Raw genomic sequence first — 15,748 nt, forward strand, 5'->3', positions numbered from 1 at the left:
AGGAGGGCAACCCCGCGATGTCCCACACACTGCAGCCCCTTGACGCGGCACCCGAAGGCCGGGAGGTGCGCATCGGCTGGGACGCCCCGCTGGCCACCTTCTATCTGCAGGTGCTCGACGTCCCGCCCGCCGACGCGGACGAGGACGTCATCGAGACCGTCTGGCAAGGCACCGTGCCGCACGAGCACCCCGAACCCGAGCCGCTCGTGGACATCGCCCGGCGCTACGCCGACGTCCCCGCCGACCTGACCGCCAAGCTCCACGCGGACAAGCACGCCGTGGGCGGCCAGTTCGCCGGGCGGGTCGGCACCCATCTCGCCGGTGAGAGTGCCCTGGCCACCATCGCTGACGCCGAGCAGGCCGCCCGCATCCTCGTCGACCTCCAGGTCCCCCCGGCCGGCTGAACCACCCGCGGCCCCACGGCTTGAGCCACCACAACCGCCCGGTCCGCACAGGCGTCGGGCGGTCCTCGTTCCCCACCGCCCGCGTCGGCGGCCCCACAGGGGCAGATCCACCCCGCACGTGCACCCCGGCAGGGCGACGGTCGACCGGTCGCAGTCTTCGCGGAAGCCGTAGCATCCGGAGCCGAGCGGCCGCTCCGGTCCAGGAGGACCCCGAACCGCTGTCGCATCGCGACGCAGCCGTCGCAGCACCTGCGACCGAAGCGACTGAAGCCTGCGACTGTGCCCCAGGCGCTGGCCAGGTCGCACTCGAGGTCGCCGACCTTCGACGGGGGTCTCCGCCGAACAGCCCGCCGCCGCGGGCCGCCCCGGCACCGCTCGGCCCGAGCTGAGCCGAACCCCCATTCTCATTACTTTGCCGGGCCGCGCACCGTCGCAGCCACTCCAACCGGCCGGGCCGACGGCACTGCAACAACGCCAGCAGGAAGCGCGCTCCGAGGCGCTCCGTCGGCATCCGGTGCGAAAGATCGGTGGCACTGCGATCGCACTGTCGCAGCGGCTGGCCAGATGGCCGAGAAAATTCGAACACTTCGCGACAGGAGAAAGAGTGTAAAGCGGCATAACTACGACAAAGCTCCTTCGAAGTGCCGTGCGTTGGCGTCCGGCCCCATGAAATGGTGGAACGGCTCAGCCAACAGGAGGACAGCGTTGACCAGGCCAACGATCAACCGCGGACACAAGGCACTCATCGGCGTCATAGTCTTCGGCGTCATGGTGATCGCCGCGATCGGCTTCGCCGGCTCGTACAAAGCGGTCGTGTCCCTGGCCGAGAAGGAGGGCTTCGGCTGGTTCGCCCGGGTGCTCCCGGTCGGCGTCGACGCGGGCATCGTCGTCCTCTACGCCTTCGAACTCTTGCTGACCTGGCTGCGGATGCCCTATCCGCTTCTGCGCCGCACGGCGTGGCTGCTGACCGTCTCCACGATCGTCATGAACAGCGCCTCCGCATGGGGCCGGCCGCTGGCGATGGCGATGCACGCGGTTGTTCCGGTGCTGTTCGTGATCGTGGTCGAGGCCGCACGGCACGCCGTCGCCCGCTGGGCGAGCCTGGAGGCGGGCAAGCCCGCCAAGGAGGGCTTCGATGCCGGCCGCTGGCTCAACGACCCCTTCGGCACGCTGGGGATGTGGCGCCGCAAGCACCTGTGGGGCATCACCTCCAACGTCGAGCTGCTCCAGCTGGAGAAGAACCGCCGGATCCTGCGCCGCATGCTGAAGAAGAAGTACGGGCGCAAATGGCGCAAGAAGTCCTCCGAGCTGGCGCAACTGTTGTTCAGCATGGCGGCCTACGGCGAGGGTGACCCTGCGATGTACGAGGACGCGCTGGCCGAACTCGGCATCTCCCTGTACTCCAGGCGGTCCGCAGACACCCGCCCGTCCGTCACGGCCGACTTGTCCTCGCGTGAACTGCCCTCAACCGCGGCGATCGCCGTGAGCAGTTCGGCCATGCCGGTCGCGGCCGACGTCCACGGCGAACTTGAACCCGCCCCGGGGAGCGCCAAACAGTCCTCCCGGGACGGCGCAAACCGGCAGCCCGTCGCCACCGCTCCGATCCCGGCGGAACCGCAGCCTCCGGCCCCGTCCGCCGCTCCGGTTCCCGGGGCGATCGCGGCCGCGCCGCAGCAGATCCCCCAGGCCCCGACCCTTCCCGACCGGGTTTCCGCTGTACCCGTGATCGTTCCCGAGACGGTCGAGAATGTCCCGGCACCCCGGCCCGAGCCGGAGTTCGTGTCCGATGAGTGGTCGCAGGCACCCGTGGTCGAGATCCTGGCGGAGCTCGACCCGGAGCCGCAGGCCGACCCGCTTCCGCTGCAGCCGGGGCCGGAGCTGGCCGCCGAGGATCCGGACGGCAGCGATGTGGACGGCCTCAAGCCGCGTGCGCGGGTCCTGTACGGCTACTACGTCGCCTACGTCGACCGGTTCGGCTCCTACCCCAGCAAGGAGCAGTTCGTGCAGTGGATGTTCGACGCGTACGGGGAGAAGGGGCAGACGGGCCAGCCGCTGAGCACTGAGAGTGTCAAGCGGTACTGGCTGTCCATCACCGATCTCTACCGGAGGAGGTACGAGACGCCCCAGACGGACCTGCTGCAGATGGCCGGGGCCGGCGGCTGACACGCGCAACCGCCGATGAACCGCGGTCCGGTCCGGATGCCCCCATCGCCCGGTGGGGGCATCCGCGCGTCCGGACCCGGGCTAGGCGCACCGCCGCAGAAACGGGCCAGAAGCCTCCATACGGACAAAAGTCCGCGAAAGCCGCGAAAATCGGCCCCCGCCAGGGGGGCGTCAGGGCTCTAGCGCGAAGGCCCCGGTGTGATGGGACCTCCGGGGGCGCGAAAGGGCCGCACAGGCCCCCTGGGGGCGATTTCGGTTCCCGGATCGCCGCCCGAACAGCCGATTCCCGCCCCTCACGGTCCCGGAGACGGCCCTCCGCCGTCCGGTGACGCCGACCGACCCCGAAGACGGCCCGCCCGGTTTGACGGGCCGTCCGTCAGGACAGCAGCACCGAGGCGAGCAGCGTGCCCACGACCAACGCGGGTCCGATCGCGACCCGCATGTGCCGGGCGAGCCCGCGCCGAGCCAACAGCACCACGGTGAACTCCAGCACCAGCACCGCCCAGGCAGCGACGGCCCCCAGAGCACCGACGCCGCTCGCCCGGGACGCGGCCAACCCGGCGGCGGCGGGCACCGCGAGCCCCACCAAGAGCACCACCGGCCGCAGCGCCCTCCGGCCCGGAAGATCCCGGACGACCAACCTGCCCAGCACCAGCACCGGAGCGAGCAGCACACTGAGCACCAGGCCCGCCGCCACCGACCGCCAACTCGTCCACGCGAGCAGCATCCCGAGCGCCGGACTGAGCTTGAAGTCCCCGAAGGCTACCGCGCCGACCAGCACCGCCACGAAGAACAGCGCCCCGACGGCGGCCGCGCCCCCGACAGTACGCACCGCGACGGAACCAGGCTGACCGGCGACGGTGGCACCGGCCAGCAGCACCGCCAGGCCCGCCGAGGCCGCCCCGGTCAGATGGTCGGGAAGCCGGTGCACGGTGACGTCGACCAGCACCAGCGCGGAGCCGACGAGGGCGAACCAGAACTGGGCGGCCATCAGCCAGCCTCCGGCGCCGCCGGCCGCCACGCCGCCGAACACCGCGGCCGTCACGACTTCGGCGACTCCCGGACCGGCCCCGAACCGCTCCCGGCACGCACCGCAGCGCCCCCGAACGAGCGCGGCCACCCACCTACGGCCGCCTCCGAGGACACGGGCACCGCACAACGCGCAGACCACGGCCGGCGGCGCGGGAGCGGGACGGGCGTAGAGCGCGACGACCGGCCGCACCAGCACCGCGCCCAGCACGGCCCCGGCCAGCGTCGCCGCGGCGACGGCGGCCTCGCTCACGCGCGCTGCCCCAGCAACTCGCCGATCAGGCGCTTGGTGGCCGGCTCCAGGTCGCTGTCCAGCTTGGCCATCGCGTGCTTGGCGGCGTCGACCACCTGGAACAGGCTCTGTCTGCGCCCGGCTGCCGCTTCCACCCGCAGCCAGTCGCGGTACAGCTGCTCGTCCTCCTGGACGTCCAGGCCGATCGCGATCGCGTGCCGGGCCGCGTCCAGGTCGAAGACCCCGTCCTGGAGCCGCAGGCACGCCACCGTGTGCGCGACGTCAAGAATCCGGCCCACCATCTGCTGCGCCAGCGGAGTCGCCCAGTCGTGCTCCCCGTCGGTGCCGAAGGGGCGGCCCCTCACCAGCGACAGAGCCTGCTCGAGATCGTCCAGGCCCTCCAGCCCGCGCGGCAGTCCGCGCTCGGCCAGGAACTCGAACCACGTCCAGTCGCAGTGGATCGGGTTCAGCCGGTAGCTGTCGCCGGACTTGCGGGGAAGATAGAGCGAGCCGTCCGGCGCGTGGCCGAGCTGCCCGCGCAGCTCGTAGATCCGAGTCTGCAGCGTCCGGGCCTCCCAGGGGGACAGGGGGTCCATCGCGTACGCGATCGCTCCATGATCCCGGCCAGGGCGGAAGTACAAGAACGCCGCCAACGCGGCCAGGCGCGGCGGGTACGCGGTCTCCGAGCCCTGACTGTTGGCGATCGAGATCGGGCCGAGCACCAGGAGCTGGGGCTGGTCCGCGCTCGGTGCCACCGGCGCCTCCCGGGAAGCACCCGGCTTGGTCAGCGCGATCGGCGTCGCAGCGCCACCGGCCGGGACGTCCACGACGGCGGAGTCCCCCTCGAAGCCGTCGACCTCCGCCACGTCGGCCTCGTCCACGTCCGTTCCCTCCATCTCGGCCATCTCGTCCCGGTCATCGTCCGCGCGATTGCCGCGACCGGTCAGAACGTCAGGCAGCAGCTGGTCGCCGAAGGTCACGGGGGAAGGGATCGAGGCGGGACCGAAGCGCGGCGGCACCTGGTCCGGATCCGGCACGAACTCCCAGGCACCGGCGGCCGGCGCAGCCTCCTGAACGGTGACGCGCAGCGCGGCGGTCAACTGCAGGTGATCCTCGTCGGTGACCCTGGTCAGGACGACCTCGGCGCCCGCCAGGTCGCAGGCCTGCGCGGTCAGGACGTCGGCGTCCAGGACCTCCGCGTCCGGGAACTGCTCCGCGACGCTCGGCGCGTCACCGGGCAGGACGACGCCGACGTGCCGCCCACGGGTCGTGCTGAGGATCTCCGCGAGCTCCCAGGCATGGTCACCCGGGTCCTCGGTGCACACCATCAGCCAGGGCAGCGGCCCCTCCTCGCCGGACTCCTCGGCCTGAAGTGCCTCGGCGCGCAGCGCCGCGACGTCGACGATCCCGGCGTGCGCGGACGGGGTCACGCGGATACGCCCCTTGGCCAGCAGGCCGCTCTGATCCCGGTCGAAACCGGCGGTGACGACCTCGATGTGGTCGGCCCAGGGGCAGGTCGCCGCGTCCAGGGCGATGCTGCGGGCCACGGCCCGCACGTTCGCCGGGGAGCCCTTCAGCAGCAGCACCTGCGCGTGGAACAGGTTCAGCATGATGTGGTTGCCCGCCTCGTCGCGGCCGGCGGTCACCAGACCCGGGTACGGGGCCGGGACACGCTTGGCCTCGTCCGGGTCGAGGAGTTCGGCCTTCGCGTCGAGCGTCCACCACTCGCCTTCGCCCGCGGTGAAGGGGAAGGCCGGCTCCAGGGTGTTGTCCTCGGGAAGGACGTCGAGGCCGGTGGCGGTGACGCGGGCGGCACGCAGCTCGGGAAGCGTCTCCTCGGCGGGGACGGCACCGGCCAGGGTACGCAGCGCCTGGTCCAGCAGGGCAGCGGAGCCGGGCTGCGCGGTGCGCCCGAGCAGGGCTTCGAGGCGGGTCGTCTCCTCCGCCACGGCGACGCTCTGGCCCGGCCGACGGCGCCGGAACTGCAGCAGGCGGCGGGTGGCCAGGGTCGCGAGCAGCCCCGCGCCGAGCAGCGCGCCCACCGCGGTCACCTGGCGGGCGGAGACGATGGACTGCTCGTCCTGCCCGCCGGGCTGGCCAGCCGTGGCGGTGCTGCGCGCGCCCGTTCCGGGCTGCTCCGCCGTAGCCGGTGCGGACGGGGAGACCGTCGACGGCTCCGCGCTCGCGGAGGGCGCAGCCGTCGCGGCGGGGGAGCTGGATGCGGCGGGTGCGGGTGTGTTCGGATCCGGCGCGGGCGTCGCGGGGGCGGTGGGTTCCGGCACCACGGTGGCAGGAGGCGGGGTCGTGACGGGAGCCGGCTGTTCGGCGGCCGGGGGCGTCATGGCATCGCTCGGGGCCGGGATCACGATCTTCTGCCCGGGGAAGAGCAGGTTCGGGTCGCTCAGGTGCGAGCCGTCGGGCTGTACCAGGTTCCGGCTGGCGTCCATGAGCTGCGGGTACTTGTCGCCGTCCCCGAGTTCGCGCTCGGCGATGCCGGACAGCGTGTCGCCCTCGACCACGGTCACCGTGTGCTCGGCGGCTTGTCCGGTGCCCTGGAGCGCGGTCGAGGCCGACGGCCGGATCAGGTCCGCCCCGACGGCGTCGGCCGGCATCACCAGCGTCCAGCCCGGGCGGATCCGCGTGTCGGAGCCGAGTGCGCCACCGTCGCCCTGCGGACGGCCCTCGTTCAGCTGCTGGATCTCCGACCAGCGGGTGCCGTCGCCCAGATGCTGCTCGGCGATGCGCCACAGGCTGTCGCGCTGCCCGTCGGTCGGCGTCTTGACGACGTAGGTGGGCAGCACCTGCGAGTCGGCCTGCGTCGGCGCGGCGGCCGGGGTGGATGCGGCCTGCTGCGGCACAGCGGCGGCCGTGGCGGTGACACGCGGCGCCTGGTCCAGGGCGGCGGCGGAGGCGGGAGCGGCCGAAGCGGTGCCGACGGTGAGCGCTCCGGCGCTGACCAGGAACAGCGCGGCCACCAGCTGCCGGGCCAGGCCCTGGTTCACCGCGCCGAACGGCACCCGCATCGGCAGCCGGCCGACCTTGGACAGGGCCGCGCTCAACTCGACCGCCACGCACAGGGCGAACTGCGCCCAGACCGCCCAGACGACGACGGTGATCACGTTGATGATCACGGTGGCGTCGACCGTGCTGTTGAGCGACGACCAGTTGGGAACGCTGCTGGGCAGCGGGTTGCCGATGAAGGTGATTAGGCCCCACGGCACGGCTGCCAGCAGGGCGAGCAGCGCGAGGCCGGCCAGGCCGGCGCGCACCACGTCGCCCGCCGTGCGGGCCGCCGTGGCCGGCGTCGTCTTGCGCATGGGTCAGTCCTTCGGTCGATCCGGTACAGCAGGGTGAGGTCAGTGGGTGACCACGGTCTGGATTTCCTTGACCACCACGTTCTGCGGGGCGGCGTCGGTCAGGCCGTCCGGCAGCGGGTTGGCCGGGGTCGCGTTCGGGTTCGTCGACGCCGTCCACGTGACCTTCCACTTCACCCGCCCCGTCAGCGGATACGTGCCGCCCCGGGAAGAGCGCATGTAGGTGACGTTGCAGCCGCTGGACGACGAATCGACCACATATCCGCCCCCGGAGGAAGTGAATGGGTAGGTACAGGTCCGCGGCGAGGCGTCGTCGGTGCCGGCGTCGATCTCCAGCGAGACGGGAACCGCCAAGGTGGAAGCGGCGATGCTGTACCCGAGGTAGTCCAGCGACGCGGTGACGCTGACCGGCTGAAGCGGCTGGTCGAACTTGACGTAGGTCGGCAGGTTGACGGTCTGTCGGTCGGCTTCGGGTGACAGCGTCACCGACGGCGAAGGCAGCTTCGTTGCCCCGTAGGCGATTTTGCTGAGCATCTGCGGGGTCACGCCGAGCAGACCTGCCGGGGGATTGCCCAGGGGCACCCATCGCAGGCCGGGGCTCTGCGTGCACGCCGCCGTGACCGGCAAGTCCCATGCCGCCGTCGTCTTGACCATGGCCCACCAGGCACCCTGCTCGCCACGGTGGAAGTCGTGATCGGCCTTGAGCCTGTCGTAGTCCTCTTTCACGCCAGCACCGCCGGACGAGCTCCCCATGGACTCCATGAGCGCCTGGTAGGCGCTGTCGAGACTGTCCGGGGTGTAGGCGGGTTCGTACCAGCACGCCGGCGGATCCCAGGAACCGGCCGACGACAGCAGGTGTTTGGAGCCCTCGCCACCGTTCTGGTTCACGGTCAGCTTGACGTGCGACTCGATCGTCCACGGATTCGGAGTGCCCCCGCCCGGGTCGCCGCCGAAGTCGGCGCGGGCCGGGGAAGGGAGCAGCGCGGTCGCGAGCACCGCCAGGGCGGCGGCGCTCGCGGCACGGCGGGTCAGGCGTTCTGGCACTTGGTCGACCCCTTCTCCCCGAGAGCATTAGTGACCCGCCAGACACCCTGCGCCGACTTCTCCAGGCCCATGTTCCACTCGGTGAAGTCGCGCACCGACGGGGTGCTGGTCTGCACCTGGCCGGTGGTCCTGTCCTTCGGGTAGCCCTTCGACTGGTCCTCGCAGTACGTCGCGGCGGCGTGCGTGGCGTCGGTGACCGTGATGGTGGCCGCGTAGTACCGGGTCTCCCCGGTGATCGTCTGGTTGCGCTGGACCAGCTGCCCGATGATGTTGGCCATGTACGGGCGCGCCAGTCCGTCCCAGGAGTACTTGAAGGCCGGGTTCTCCGCGTCGCCGGCGGCGAACGCGCCGTTGTAGGCGCGCAGCGCGTAGTCGAGGCCCTGGGCGACGGCCTCCTTGTCCCCGTCGCCCTTCACGTCGAAGGACGTGACGACCCGCAGGTCCGGAGGCAGTATGACCGCAGGCGCACCGGCGGGCTGCGCCGCGGTCGCGCTGGCGCTCGAGGAGGCCGTGGTGGCCGGTGTGCTCTGGGCGCCGTTGATCGTGCCGTCGGTGGCCGGCTTGGAGCTGGTGCAGGCGGCCGCGGCGGTGAGGGCGAGCCCCGCGCAGCACAGTGCGGCGGTGCGGCGGGCGTTGGTGCTGGTGGTGGATCGCATGGTGAATCTCCCGTCCCCGTGAATGATCATTGACCTTGCACGGCCTGCGCCGTCGCGGTACCACGCACCGTAATCGACGTCTGACCGAGCAAGCGCATCAGGATCGGTTGGTAGGTGAGCTGGACCTGCACGGTCACCTTGTCGCCGCCGGCGGCCGTGCACGTGGCGCTCGCGCCGGACTGGGCCGCGAACGACTGGGCGTACGCGCTGCACGCCGGGTTGCCGGGAACCCGGACCGCCCCGTTGCGCAGCGCGCCCGCGTCGACCTGGTTGGCGGCGTATCTCGCAGTCTGCTCGGCGATGTCCGAGGCCCGCTCCCGCTGGTGGATCGCGAGCCCGCCGTCGATGACGAACCCCGCGAACAGCAGGAACAGCATGGAGCCGAAGATCAGATAGAGGGCGCCGCTGCCCTCGTCGCCACGAAGGCGCGAGGCCAGGCGCCGCAGCACCGCGGCGGCCGTCATGACGTCCGCCGGTAGGTGTCGAGCGGCGCGGTGGACGTGCTGGTCATCTCCCGGCCCGAGGTGATCCCGAGCCAGGCCAGACCGCGGACCTCGCAGCGCAGCGTCACGGTGAACATCCCTCCGGAGCGCCAGTCCCCGCCGGTGGAGACCTGGACGTTCCCGTTCGCGCACACCCCCTGGGCACTGGCCCGGGCCGCGCGCGTCGCCTCGGAGCCGGCCGTTCCGTAGTCGCGTTGCATGGCCCCGGCGCGGGCGGCGTCGCGCGCCGCCCCGTCCAGGGCGCTGCGCCCCTGCACCATGAGGCCGAAGCCGACGAGCAGCAGGACCATCAGCAGCATCAGCGGAGTGGCGATGACCAGTTCCACCGTGCTGATTCCGGCGTCGCCGCGCAGGCGCTCGGCCGGGCGGCGGCACCTCGTGTCAGCCGGCATCGGGGGTGAACCTCTCCACGGGGCCCTGGCTGGTGGCGGTCGCGGTCAGGTTCAGCCAGGGGATGACGTTGACGACCTTCACCTGCACGGTGACCTTGACCTGGTTGGCCCCCGTGCTCTGCGTCGAGACCACGGGGTCGGTGGCGAGTGCCGGGCCGAGTGAGGCGACCCGGTTGAGGGCCACAGTGCGTGCCCGCTGCTGCCAGCCGCCCGGGTCGGCGTCCGCGGTCGTCCTTGCCTCCCTGGCCCCGGCCTGGGCAGAGGCCAGGGCGACCTGGTCGGCGAAGAAGAACAGCGCGAACTGTACGGCGAGGAAGATGATCCCGAAGATGATCGGCGTCCCGATCACGAATTCGACGGTGCTCATGCCGGCGTCCCGGCCCTGAGCACGCCGCTGCGTCAGCAGCCGGCGCAATCCGCGAACCACGATTCCCCTTTCCGTTGTCTCTTCCTCGCCGTGCCCCGGTTAGGAGCAGCCGCCGTTGTTGGTGGAGTTCGCGCCGGTGATGCAGCCGCCCACCTGGGTGGCCTTGCCGGTGAGGGCGCCGCTGAGGATGACGGCGACGGCGACCAGGATCGCGATGAGGATCGCGATGCCGATGACCATCTCGACGGTCGAGAAGCCGCCGTCCTCCTCGTCTCGGGCAGCGGCCACCCGGCCGCGCACCCACGTGGTGGCCAGGGTCAGGGTCGGGTTCCAGCCGGTGAAGCGGTCGATGGCGTTGTCCATGATCAGATTCCCCTCGTTGGTTGGGAGTCCGGCCGTGGCCGGACGGTGGTTCGGGACGGGGCGGCGTTGCCGCGTGCAGGGAGGTCCGTGGAGGCGCAGGCGGTGGTTCACAGGGCCGCCACCCGCATCAGGCCGGGGTAGACCAGAAAGATCATGAATCCGGCGACCAGCGACAACTGCGCGATCAGCATCGTCTGGGACTGCGCCCCGGCCTTGCCCTCGGTCTCGGAGAGCTCCCGCTCGGCGAGGGTCTTGGACGTCGCCATGAGCGAGGAGCGGATGCGGGCGCCGTCGTCGGCCGCGAGCGAGATCCGGATGGCCAGGTCCCGCAGCTCGGGCACCGCGATCTCCTTCCCGAGCCGGTCCAGAGCCTGCCAGTGCGTCAGGTTCGCCGCCCGCGCGCCCTGCAGTTCGCGGCGCAGGCGCAGCATCGGCGCGGTGTCGGTGATCTCGGTCGCCGTCTTGAGGGCCTCCGGGAGGCCGCGGCCGCCGGCCAGGGAGCTCGCCACCAGCGTCGTGAAGCTGCCCAGGACGTGGACGAACTCGGCCCGTGCCTTCTTCGCGTCCCCGCGGACCTCGATGTCGGGAAGGAAGAAGAACAGGATGCCAAAGAGCAGAGCGAGCCACACCGGCAGCGTCAGGCTGCTGGCGAAGCCCGCCGCCCACAGCCCGACGAACACCGCCGGCCCGAACAGCAGTCCCAGCAGCCCGACCAGCACCTTCGTCGCCATGAACGCCTCGAAAGACCGGTCCAGAATCGCTAGGTCGCCACGCAGCGCCGGGAACTCCCAGCCCTGGCGCACACAGAGCTGGGACGCCTGGAGCCCGATCACCTCACGCAACCGCGCCGCCCGGGCGCCCCGCTCCGGGCGCGCCGCAGGCAGCGGCTGGCCGCCGATCGGCAGCCGGGCACGGGCGTCGACCCGCAGCACAACCGCCGCCGGGCTCGGCCGGCTCGGGAACAAGGCGCGCACCAAGGCGAAGAGTCCGAGGCCGAAGCCCGCGCCGAGCGCGAGCGGCCACAGCAGGTCGAGGTTCACGCAGTACCCCCTTCCTGGGCCTTGACGAGGAAGCGGCTGGGTGCGGGAACCCGCGACAGCCGCTGGAGCCAGATCAGACCGAACGCGAACAGGCCGAACACGACGGCGAGGACGGCCTGGCCCTGCGCGGTGCCGAAAGGCTCGGTGTACGCCGGGTTGAAGAGCCGCATGCCGACGACCATCGAGCCGATCACGCCCACCACGATCTGCACGCTGCGGCGGGTGCCGGCGCGGCTGGCGAAGATGCGGTTGCGCATGGCGACCTTGGCGCGCGCGTCCTGGGCGAGGTCGGTCAGCACCTCGCGCAGGCCGTCGGCGCGCAGGCTCGCCGCCTGAACGAGCTGGGCGATCACCGCGTCCGCGCCGCCGTCGTCGAGTTCCTCCGCCAGACGGAGCAGGGCCTGCTCCATCGGCATACGGGAGTTGATCCGGTCGTTCAGCGCGACGAGGTGGGGCTTGAGCGCGGGGCCCGCGGTGCGCGCCGAGGCGTTGATGGCTCCTTCCAGGCCGGCCGAGCTGGCGATGGTGTCGCGCAGGCTCTCGATCCATGTCGCCAGGGCCTCGACCCGGACCAGGGCCGCCCGCTCGGCGGCCGCGCCGCCGAACAGGTTCGCCCAGAACAGCACCAGTAGGCCCGCAGCGATCGCTGCCACCGGCCACCGCATCACGACGAGTACGACCAGGCCGACGGACAGGGCGGCCCCGGCACGGCGCCGAAGGAACCGTGCGAGGCGCTGCGCCGGCGAGACGGAGGTCCGCGGCTTGCGGGGCCAGCCCCGTACGGCGGCGGCGAACAGCACGATGCCGGCACCCGCGCCGCCGCCGGCGAGCAGGGCGAGCAAGAGGACGGGGGTGATGAGGGTGCTGTCCATCACCACCTGCCCGGGTAGTCGAAGTCCGCGGTGGAGAAGCCGTGCTTCTCCAGCCGCATCCGGGTGCGGTCGGTCACCGGGGCGTGGGGTACGACGGTGTCGTTGCCGTTCTCGTCCAGCCGGTAGATCTCGGAGGAGGTGACCCGCTCGTCGGCGTACCCGTTCACCTCGCGGATCGAGGTGACCCTGCGGCGCTGGCGGCCGGTGACCGGGTCCTCGTCGCGCTGGACGAAGACCACCAGGGTCAGGGCGTTGGCGATCAGGAGCTGGGAGGCGTGGATCGGCAGGCGTTCCTCCGCCTGGATGGCGTAGGTGCTCAGCTTCTGGAAGACGTCCTCGCTGGAGTTGGCATGGACGGTGCTGAGCGAGCCGTCGTTGCCCTGGTTCATGGCGTTCAACATCGCCACGACCTCGTCGCCCAGCACCTCGCCCACGATGGTCCGCCGGCCGTTGGAGCGCAGCGAGCGGCGCACCAGCGACGCCATCGACACGTAGCCCTGGCCTTCCAGGTTGGGCAGGCGTTCCTCGAGGGCGAGGACGTTGGGGTGCAGGTCCTTGAGCAGGTGCAGGTCCAACTCCAGGGACCGCTCGATCGTGATCAGCCGTTCTCGCCGCGGGATCTCGTTCGCGAGGGCCTGCAGCAGGGTGGTCTTACCGGAGTTCACCTCTCCGGCGATCATCAGGTTCAGGCGCGCCTTGACCGCGGCGGACAGGAACGAGCCGATCTCCTCGGTCACCGTGCCGTTGGCCAACAGGTCGGCGAGGCGGGCCACCTTGAGGCGTTTGCGGCGCACCGAGATGGACGGGCGGTGCGAGACCTCCATGACCGCCGAAAGGCGGGAGCCGTCAGGCAGACGGAGGTCGAGCTGCGGATTGCTGGAGTCGAACGGCCTGGAGCTGAGGCCCGAGGTCGCGGCGAGGACGCGGACCATCTCGACCAGGTCCTCGTCCGATTCGGCGATGGGCCCGACCTGCTCCTCCCGGCCGTCGAAGTAGCTGACGAAGACCTCATCGAACCCGTTCGCGTCGATGTTCTCGACGTCCGGGTGATCGAGCCACGGCTGGAGCCGACCGGCGCCGACCAGCGCGGCCAGGACTGCCCTGGTGAGGCGCTCCTCCTCCTGCAAGGACAGCGGAATCTGGCCGCTGTTGATCCGCTGGGCCGACAGGGCCTGCAGGTCGTCCTCGATGATGGACAGGGCCAGCGCGTTCAGATCCGCTTCGGACAGCGGCCGGCCGCCGCTCTCCTGGACACGGCGGCGCTGCTGCAGCGCCTCGCCGACGCGCTCGCGCACCTCCCGCACCAGGTCGTAGTCGACCGCCTGCTCCACGACCGTCGTCACCGTGCCACTCCTTCCAGGCCCTGACCGGCAGGAACCGGCTCGTCCGTACGGCCCAGGCCGAAACGCTTCTCCAGGTCGGCGACGATGGCGCGCACCGAACCGAACAGCTGCGTCTTGTGGATGCGCCCGCGCCTCCTGCCCGCCAACTGCTCGGCGGCCCCGGAGTCGAACGCGACCACGCCGACCACCTGCACCGGCGCCTCGATGCCGGCCAGCACCCGGGTCGCGGCCTCGACCGCCTGGGACCGCTGGCGCAGCGGAGCCACGAGCAGGACGCCGATCGGAGCCACGCGGCGTCCACCGGAGGCAAGGCGCTGGTGCACCGCCGCCGCCCGGGCCCGCACGTGGGCGAGGTCCTCGGCGGTCGTGCGTGCCACGAGCAGAACCAGTGAGGCGTGCGGCAGCAGCGCCAGCGCCGGCGAGTCGGGATACAGCCGGCCGACATCGGCGACGACGTCGGTGGAGCCGGGAGCTGCCAGGACGCGGCCGAGCCGGTCCCAGTGCGCGCCCCACGCCGCCCCCTGCTCCGAACGGGAGAGGCCCAGCAGGATCTCCTGGTCACCGGGAAGGCGCTGGGTGTGCTCGCGAATCACATCCGGGCTCAGCCCGCCGCGGGCCGCCAGCGCCAGGCTGAACATCCCGCGGTTCGGGTCCAGGACCCCTCCGTCCGGCGCGACCTGACGATAGACCAGATCGGAGCCGTGCGGGTCGAGCTCGGCGAGCAGCGCAGAGCGGGGCCAGACCCCGGCCAGGGCCAGGGCGGTGGTGGAGGTTCCGGGGGCGCCCTTGGCGGCCCCCATGACGATCAGCGACATCTCAGTCTCCCCGCGGCCTACTGGGCGGAGCCGAGCAGGGCGAGCGCCACATCACCCGACGAGGCGGCCTGGACCACGCTCCCCGACGAGGAGGCCGGCACCAGCACGGACAGGGACAAGGCAGAGCTTGAGTCGCCGGCCGCGGGCTTGAAGACCTCGCGGACGGTCGCCGAGCCGACCAGCTCGACCGCTCCCGTGCCGGCCTGCGCGCCGGGAGCGGGCGACGCGGACCCCTTGGCGGCCGCGTCGCGCCCCACCCACAGCACCTTCACCCGGTCGCCCGCCTTCAGCCCCGGCGGGAACTGCCCCGACTTCAACGCGAGTCCGACGACAGACTGGTCGCCGGTCAAGCCGGCCGCATCCGTGATCATCGGACCGATCAGCAAAGTGCCCGCCGGGATCTCCACCGCCGCCGAGTACTTGGTGGCCAGGAGGCCGCGCTGCTCCCAGGGGACGTACTTGATCCCGCTGTCCTTGGCGATCTGAACCTCGGTGAGCGCGTCGGCGGGGATGTGCTGGCCGGGTGCGACCTGCTTGGTGATCTGGACCGCGGAGACCCGCTCGCCGCTCTGGCGCAGCAGGACGGCGAAGCCCAGGGCGCAGCCGAGGACGAGCAGCAACGCCAAGGCGGCCACACCGGGCCGCCGTTCGCGGGGCGCTGCCGTGGGAACCCTGCCGGTCGGGCCGGTCTGCCGCCGAGCGGCGGCGGCGTTGCCCGACGTACCCGTACCGTCTGCTGATTGCCCCGTTGTCTTCATGTCATCCTCAAACGGTTGATCGGCTGTCCTGAGTAATCCCTGCCGCGTGCTCCGGAGTGGCTTTGCGCTGCTTCATTCGGGGCGAATGTGGCGGGATTCCCTGTCTTCCTCCGCGTTTTCGCGGAGTGGATTTCCTGGGTGATTCGACAGAGAGTGACCGCAGAGAGTTACGCTGTGCGACAGCCCTCATGATCAACTCAATGTCTGATTTGTGCGGATATGCGCATGGAGCGTGGACACCCCCTGCTTCACGCGAGTACCGCTCGGTCACCATACGAAAGTTTTAGCCCAAAACACAGTCAGTTTCAGCCACTGATGGGCATGTCGCTGGCATAGTCACAGGCAAACGCCACATATATTCACAAATCGGGCACGACTGTGGAATGCCTTTCGAGGCGCATTCCATGCATGATTCCGACAGGCCATCCCGCCGGCCGCCCCCGGGAGGTAGCA

Annotated in this window: 15 protein-coding genes; 2 read left to right on the forward strand and 13 right to left on the reverse strand. The window is 71.4% G+C overall.

The genetic code is table 11. From position 1 onward, the window contains the following. The first annotated feature begins 17 nt into the window (after positions 1-17). Together ACIQF6_RS28635 and ACIQF6_RS28640 are read left to right on the forward strand one after the other, a co-directional pair. Positions 18-404 (forward strand): hypothetical protein, encoded by a 387-nt coding sequence (locus ACIQF6_RS28635; RefSeq protein WP_400900050.1) that lies wholly within the window; start codon positions 18-20, stop codon positions 402-404. A 564-nt stretch (positions 405-968) separates the two neighbouring features. After that, complete coding sequence (locus ACIQF6_RS28640; RefSeq protein ID WP_400900052.1) at positions 969-2,567, forward strand: DUF2637 domain-containing protein; 1,599 nt, start codon at positions 969-971, stop codon at positions 2,565-2,567. 376 nt (positions 2,568-2,943) lie between these two features. Here the strand turns inward: ACIQF6_RS28640 and ACIQF6_RS28645 are convergent, their stop codons facing one another. The 13 genes from ACIQF6_RS28645 to ACIQF6_RS28705 form a co-directional block, all read right to left on the reverse strand. Next, a complete protein-coding gene (locus ACIQF6_RS28645) occupies positions 2,944-3,849 on the reverse strand; it encodes a prepilin peptidase (RefSeq protein WP_400900054.1) in 906 nt (301 codons plus the stop codon). Next, the gene (locus ACIQF6_RS28650; protein WP_400900056.1) at positions 3,846-7,145 is read right to left on the reverse strand and encodes a LysM peptidoglycan-binding domain-containing protein; all 3,300 of its coding nucleotides are present in this window, start codon (positions 7,143-7,145) and stop codon (positions 3,846-3,848) included. The genes ACIQF6_RS28645 and ACIQF6_RS28650 overlap by 4 nt, the downstream gene beginning before the upstream one ends. Before the next feature lie 39 nt (positions 7,146-7,184). Further along, positions 7,185-8,186 (reverse strand): hypothetical protein, encoded by a 1,002-nt coding sequence (locus ACIQF6_RS28655; protein ID WP_400900058.1) that lies wholly within the window; start codon positions 8,184-8,186, stop codon positions 7,185-7,187. Continuing rightward, on the reverse strand, positions 8,171-8,842 hold the full coding sequence (locus tag ACIQF6_RS28660) for a hypothetical protein (RefSeq protein ID WP_400900061.1): 672 nt from the start codon (positions 8,840-8,842) through the stop codon (positions 8,171-8,173). Before ACIQF6_RS28660 ends, ACIQF6_RS28655 begins: the two co-directional genes overlap by 16 nt. A gap of 26 nt (positions 8,843-8,868) precedes the next feature. Beyond that, positions 8,869-9,306 carry a TadE/TadG family type IV pilus assembly protein gene (locus ACIQF6_RS28665; RefSeq protein ID WP_400900063.1) on the reverse strand — a complete coding sequence of 146 codons (438 nt, stop codon included), beginning with the start codon at positions 9,304-9,306 and terminating at the stop codon, positions 8,869-8,871. Next, positions 9,303-9,737, reverse strand: a complete 435-nt coding sequence (locus ACIQF6_RS28670; RefSeq protein ID WP_400900065.1) for a TadE/TadG family type IV pilus assembly protein — start codon at positions 9,735-9,737, stop codon at positions 9,303-9,305. The genes ACIQF6_RS28665 and ACIQF6_RS28670 overlap by 4 nt, the downstream gene beginning before the upstream one ends. Beyond that, positions 9,727-10,104, reverse strand: a complete 378-nt coding sequence (locus tag ACIQF6_RS28675) for a TadE/TadG family type IV pilus assembly protein (RefSeq protein WP_400900067.1) — start codon at positions 10,102-10,104, stop codon at positions 9,727-9,729. Before ACIQF6_RS28675 ends, ACIQF6_RS28670 begins: the two co-directional genes overlap by 11 nt. Positions 10,105-10,203: 99 nt before the next feature. Beyond that, positions 10,204-10,467 (reverse strand): hypothetical protein, encoded by a 264-nt coding sequence (locus tag ACIQF6_RS28680; protein ID WP_400900069.1) that lies wholly within the window; start codon positions 10,465-10,467, stop codon positions 10,204-10,206. Between the two features lie 107 nt (positions 10,468-10,574). Further along, positions 10,575-11,507, reverse strand: coding sequence for a type II secretion system F family protein (locus tag ACIQF6_RS28685; RefSeq protein ID WP_400900071.1), 933 nt, complete (start codon positions 11,505-11,507; stop codon positions 10,575-10,577). Continuing rightward, positions 11,504-12,379 carry a type II secretion system F family protein gene (locus tag ACIQF6_RS28690; protein WP_400900073.1) on the reverse strand — a complete coding sequence of 292 codons (876 nt, stop codon included), beginning with the start codon at positions 12,377-12,379 and terminating at the stop codon, positions 11,504-11,506. Before ACIQF6_RS28690 ends, ACIQF6_RS28685 begins: the two co-directional genes overlap by 4 nt. Continuing rightward, positions 12,379-13,722, reverse strand: a complete 1,344-nt coding sequence (locus ACIQF6_RS28695; protein WP_400900076.1) for a CpaF family protein — start codon at positions 13,720-13,722, stop codon at positions 12,379-12,381. Before ACIQF6_RS28695 ends, ACIQF6_RS28690 begins: the two co-directional genes overlap by 1 nt. After that, the gene (locus ACIQF6_RS28700) at positions 13,719-14,537 is read right to left on the reverse strand and encodes a hypothetical protein (protein ID WP_400900079.1); all 819 of its coding nucleotides are present in this window, start codon (positions 14,535-14,537) and stop codon (positions 13,719-13,721) included. The genes ACIQF6_RS28695 and ACIQF6_RS28700 overlap by 4 nt, the downstream gene beginning before the upstream one ends. Before the next feature lie 17 nt (positions 14,538-14,554). Continuing rightward, complete coding sequence (locus ACIQF6_RS28705; protein ID WP_400900081.1) at positions 14,555-15,163, reverse strand: hypothetical protein; 609 nt, start codon at positions 15,161-15,163, stop codon at positions 14,555-14,557. Positions 15,164-15,748 lie beyond the last annotated feature (585 nt).

The sequence above is a fragment of the Kitasatospora sp. NPDC092948 genome (assembly GCF_044754805.1).
GTDB lineage: Bacteria > Actinomycetota > Actinomycetes > Streptomycetales > Streptomycetaceae > Kitasatospora.

What these genes read in the sequence shown, in the direction of transcription:
- ACIQF6_RS28635 (WP_400900050.1), top strand. Translation starts at nt 18, where the DNA reads ATGTCCCACACACTGCAGCCCCTTGACGCGGCACCCGAAGGCCGGGAG.
- ACIQF6_RS28640 (WP_400900052.1), top strand. Translation starts at nt 969, where the DNA reads ATGGCCGAGAAAATTCGAACACTTCGCGACAGGAGAAAGAGTGTAAAG.
- ACIQF6_RS28650 (WP_400900056.1), bottom strand. Translation starts at nt 7,145, where the DNA reads ATGCGCAAGACGACGCCGGCCACGGCGGCCCGCACGGCGGGCGACGTG.
- ACIQF6_RS28660 (WP_400900061.1), bottom strand. Translation starts at nt 8,842, where the DNA reads ATGCGATCCACCACCAGCACCAACGCCCGCCGCACCGCCGCACTGTGC.
- ACIQF6_RS28665 (WP_400900063.1), bottom strand. Translation starts at nt 9,306, where the DNA reads ATGACGGCCGCCGCGGTGCTGCGGCGCCTGGCCTCGCGCCTTCGTGGC.
- ACIQF6_RS28670 (WP_400900065.1), bottom strand. Translation starts at nt 9,737, where the DNA reads ATGCCGGCTGACACGAGGTGCCGCCGCCCGGCCGAGCGCCTGCGCGGC.
- ACIQF6_RS28675 (WP_400900067.1), bottom strand. Translation starts at nt 10,104, where the DNA reads ATGAGCACCGTCGAATTCGTGATCGGGACGCCGATCATCTTCGGGATC.
- ACIQF6_RS28680 (WP_400900069.1), bottom strand. Translation starts at nt 10,467, where the DNA reads ATGGACAACGCCATCGACCGCTTCACCGGCTGGAACCCGACCCTGACC.
- ACIQF6_RS28690 (WP_400900073.1), bottom strand. Translation starts at nt 12,379, where the DNA reads ATGGACAGCACCCTCATCACCCCCGTCCTCTTGCTCGCCCTGCTCGCC.
- ACIQF6_RS28700 (WP_400900079.1), bottom strand. Translation starts at nt 14,537, where the DNA reads ATGTCGCTGATCGTCATGGGGGCCGCCAAGGGCGCCCCCGGAACCTCC.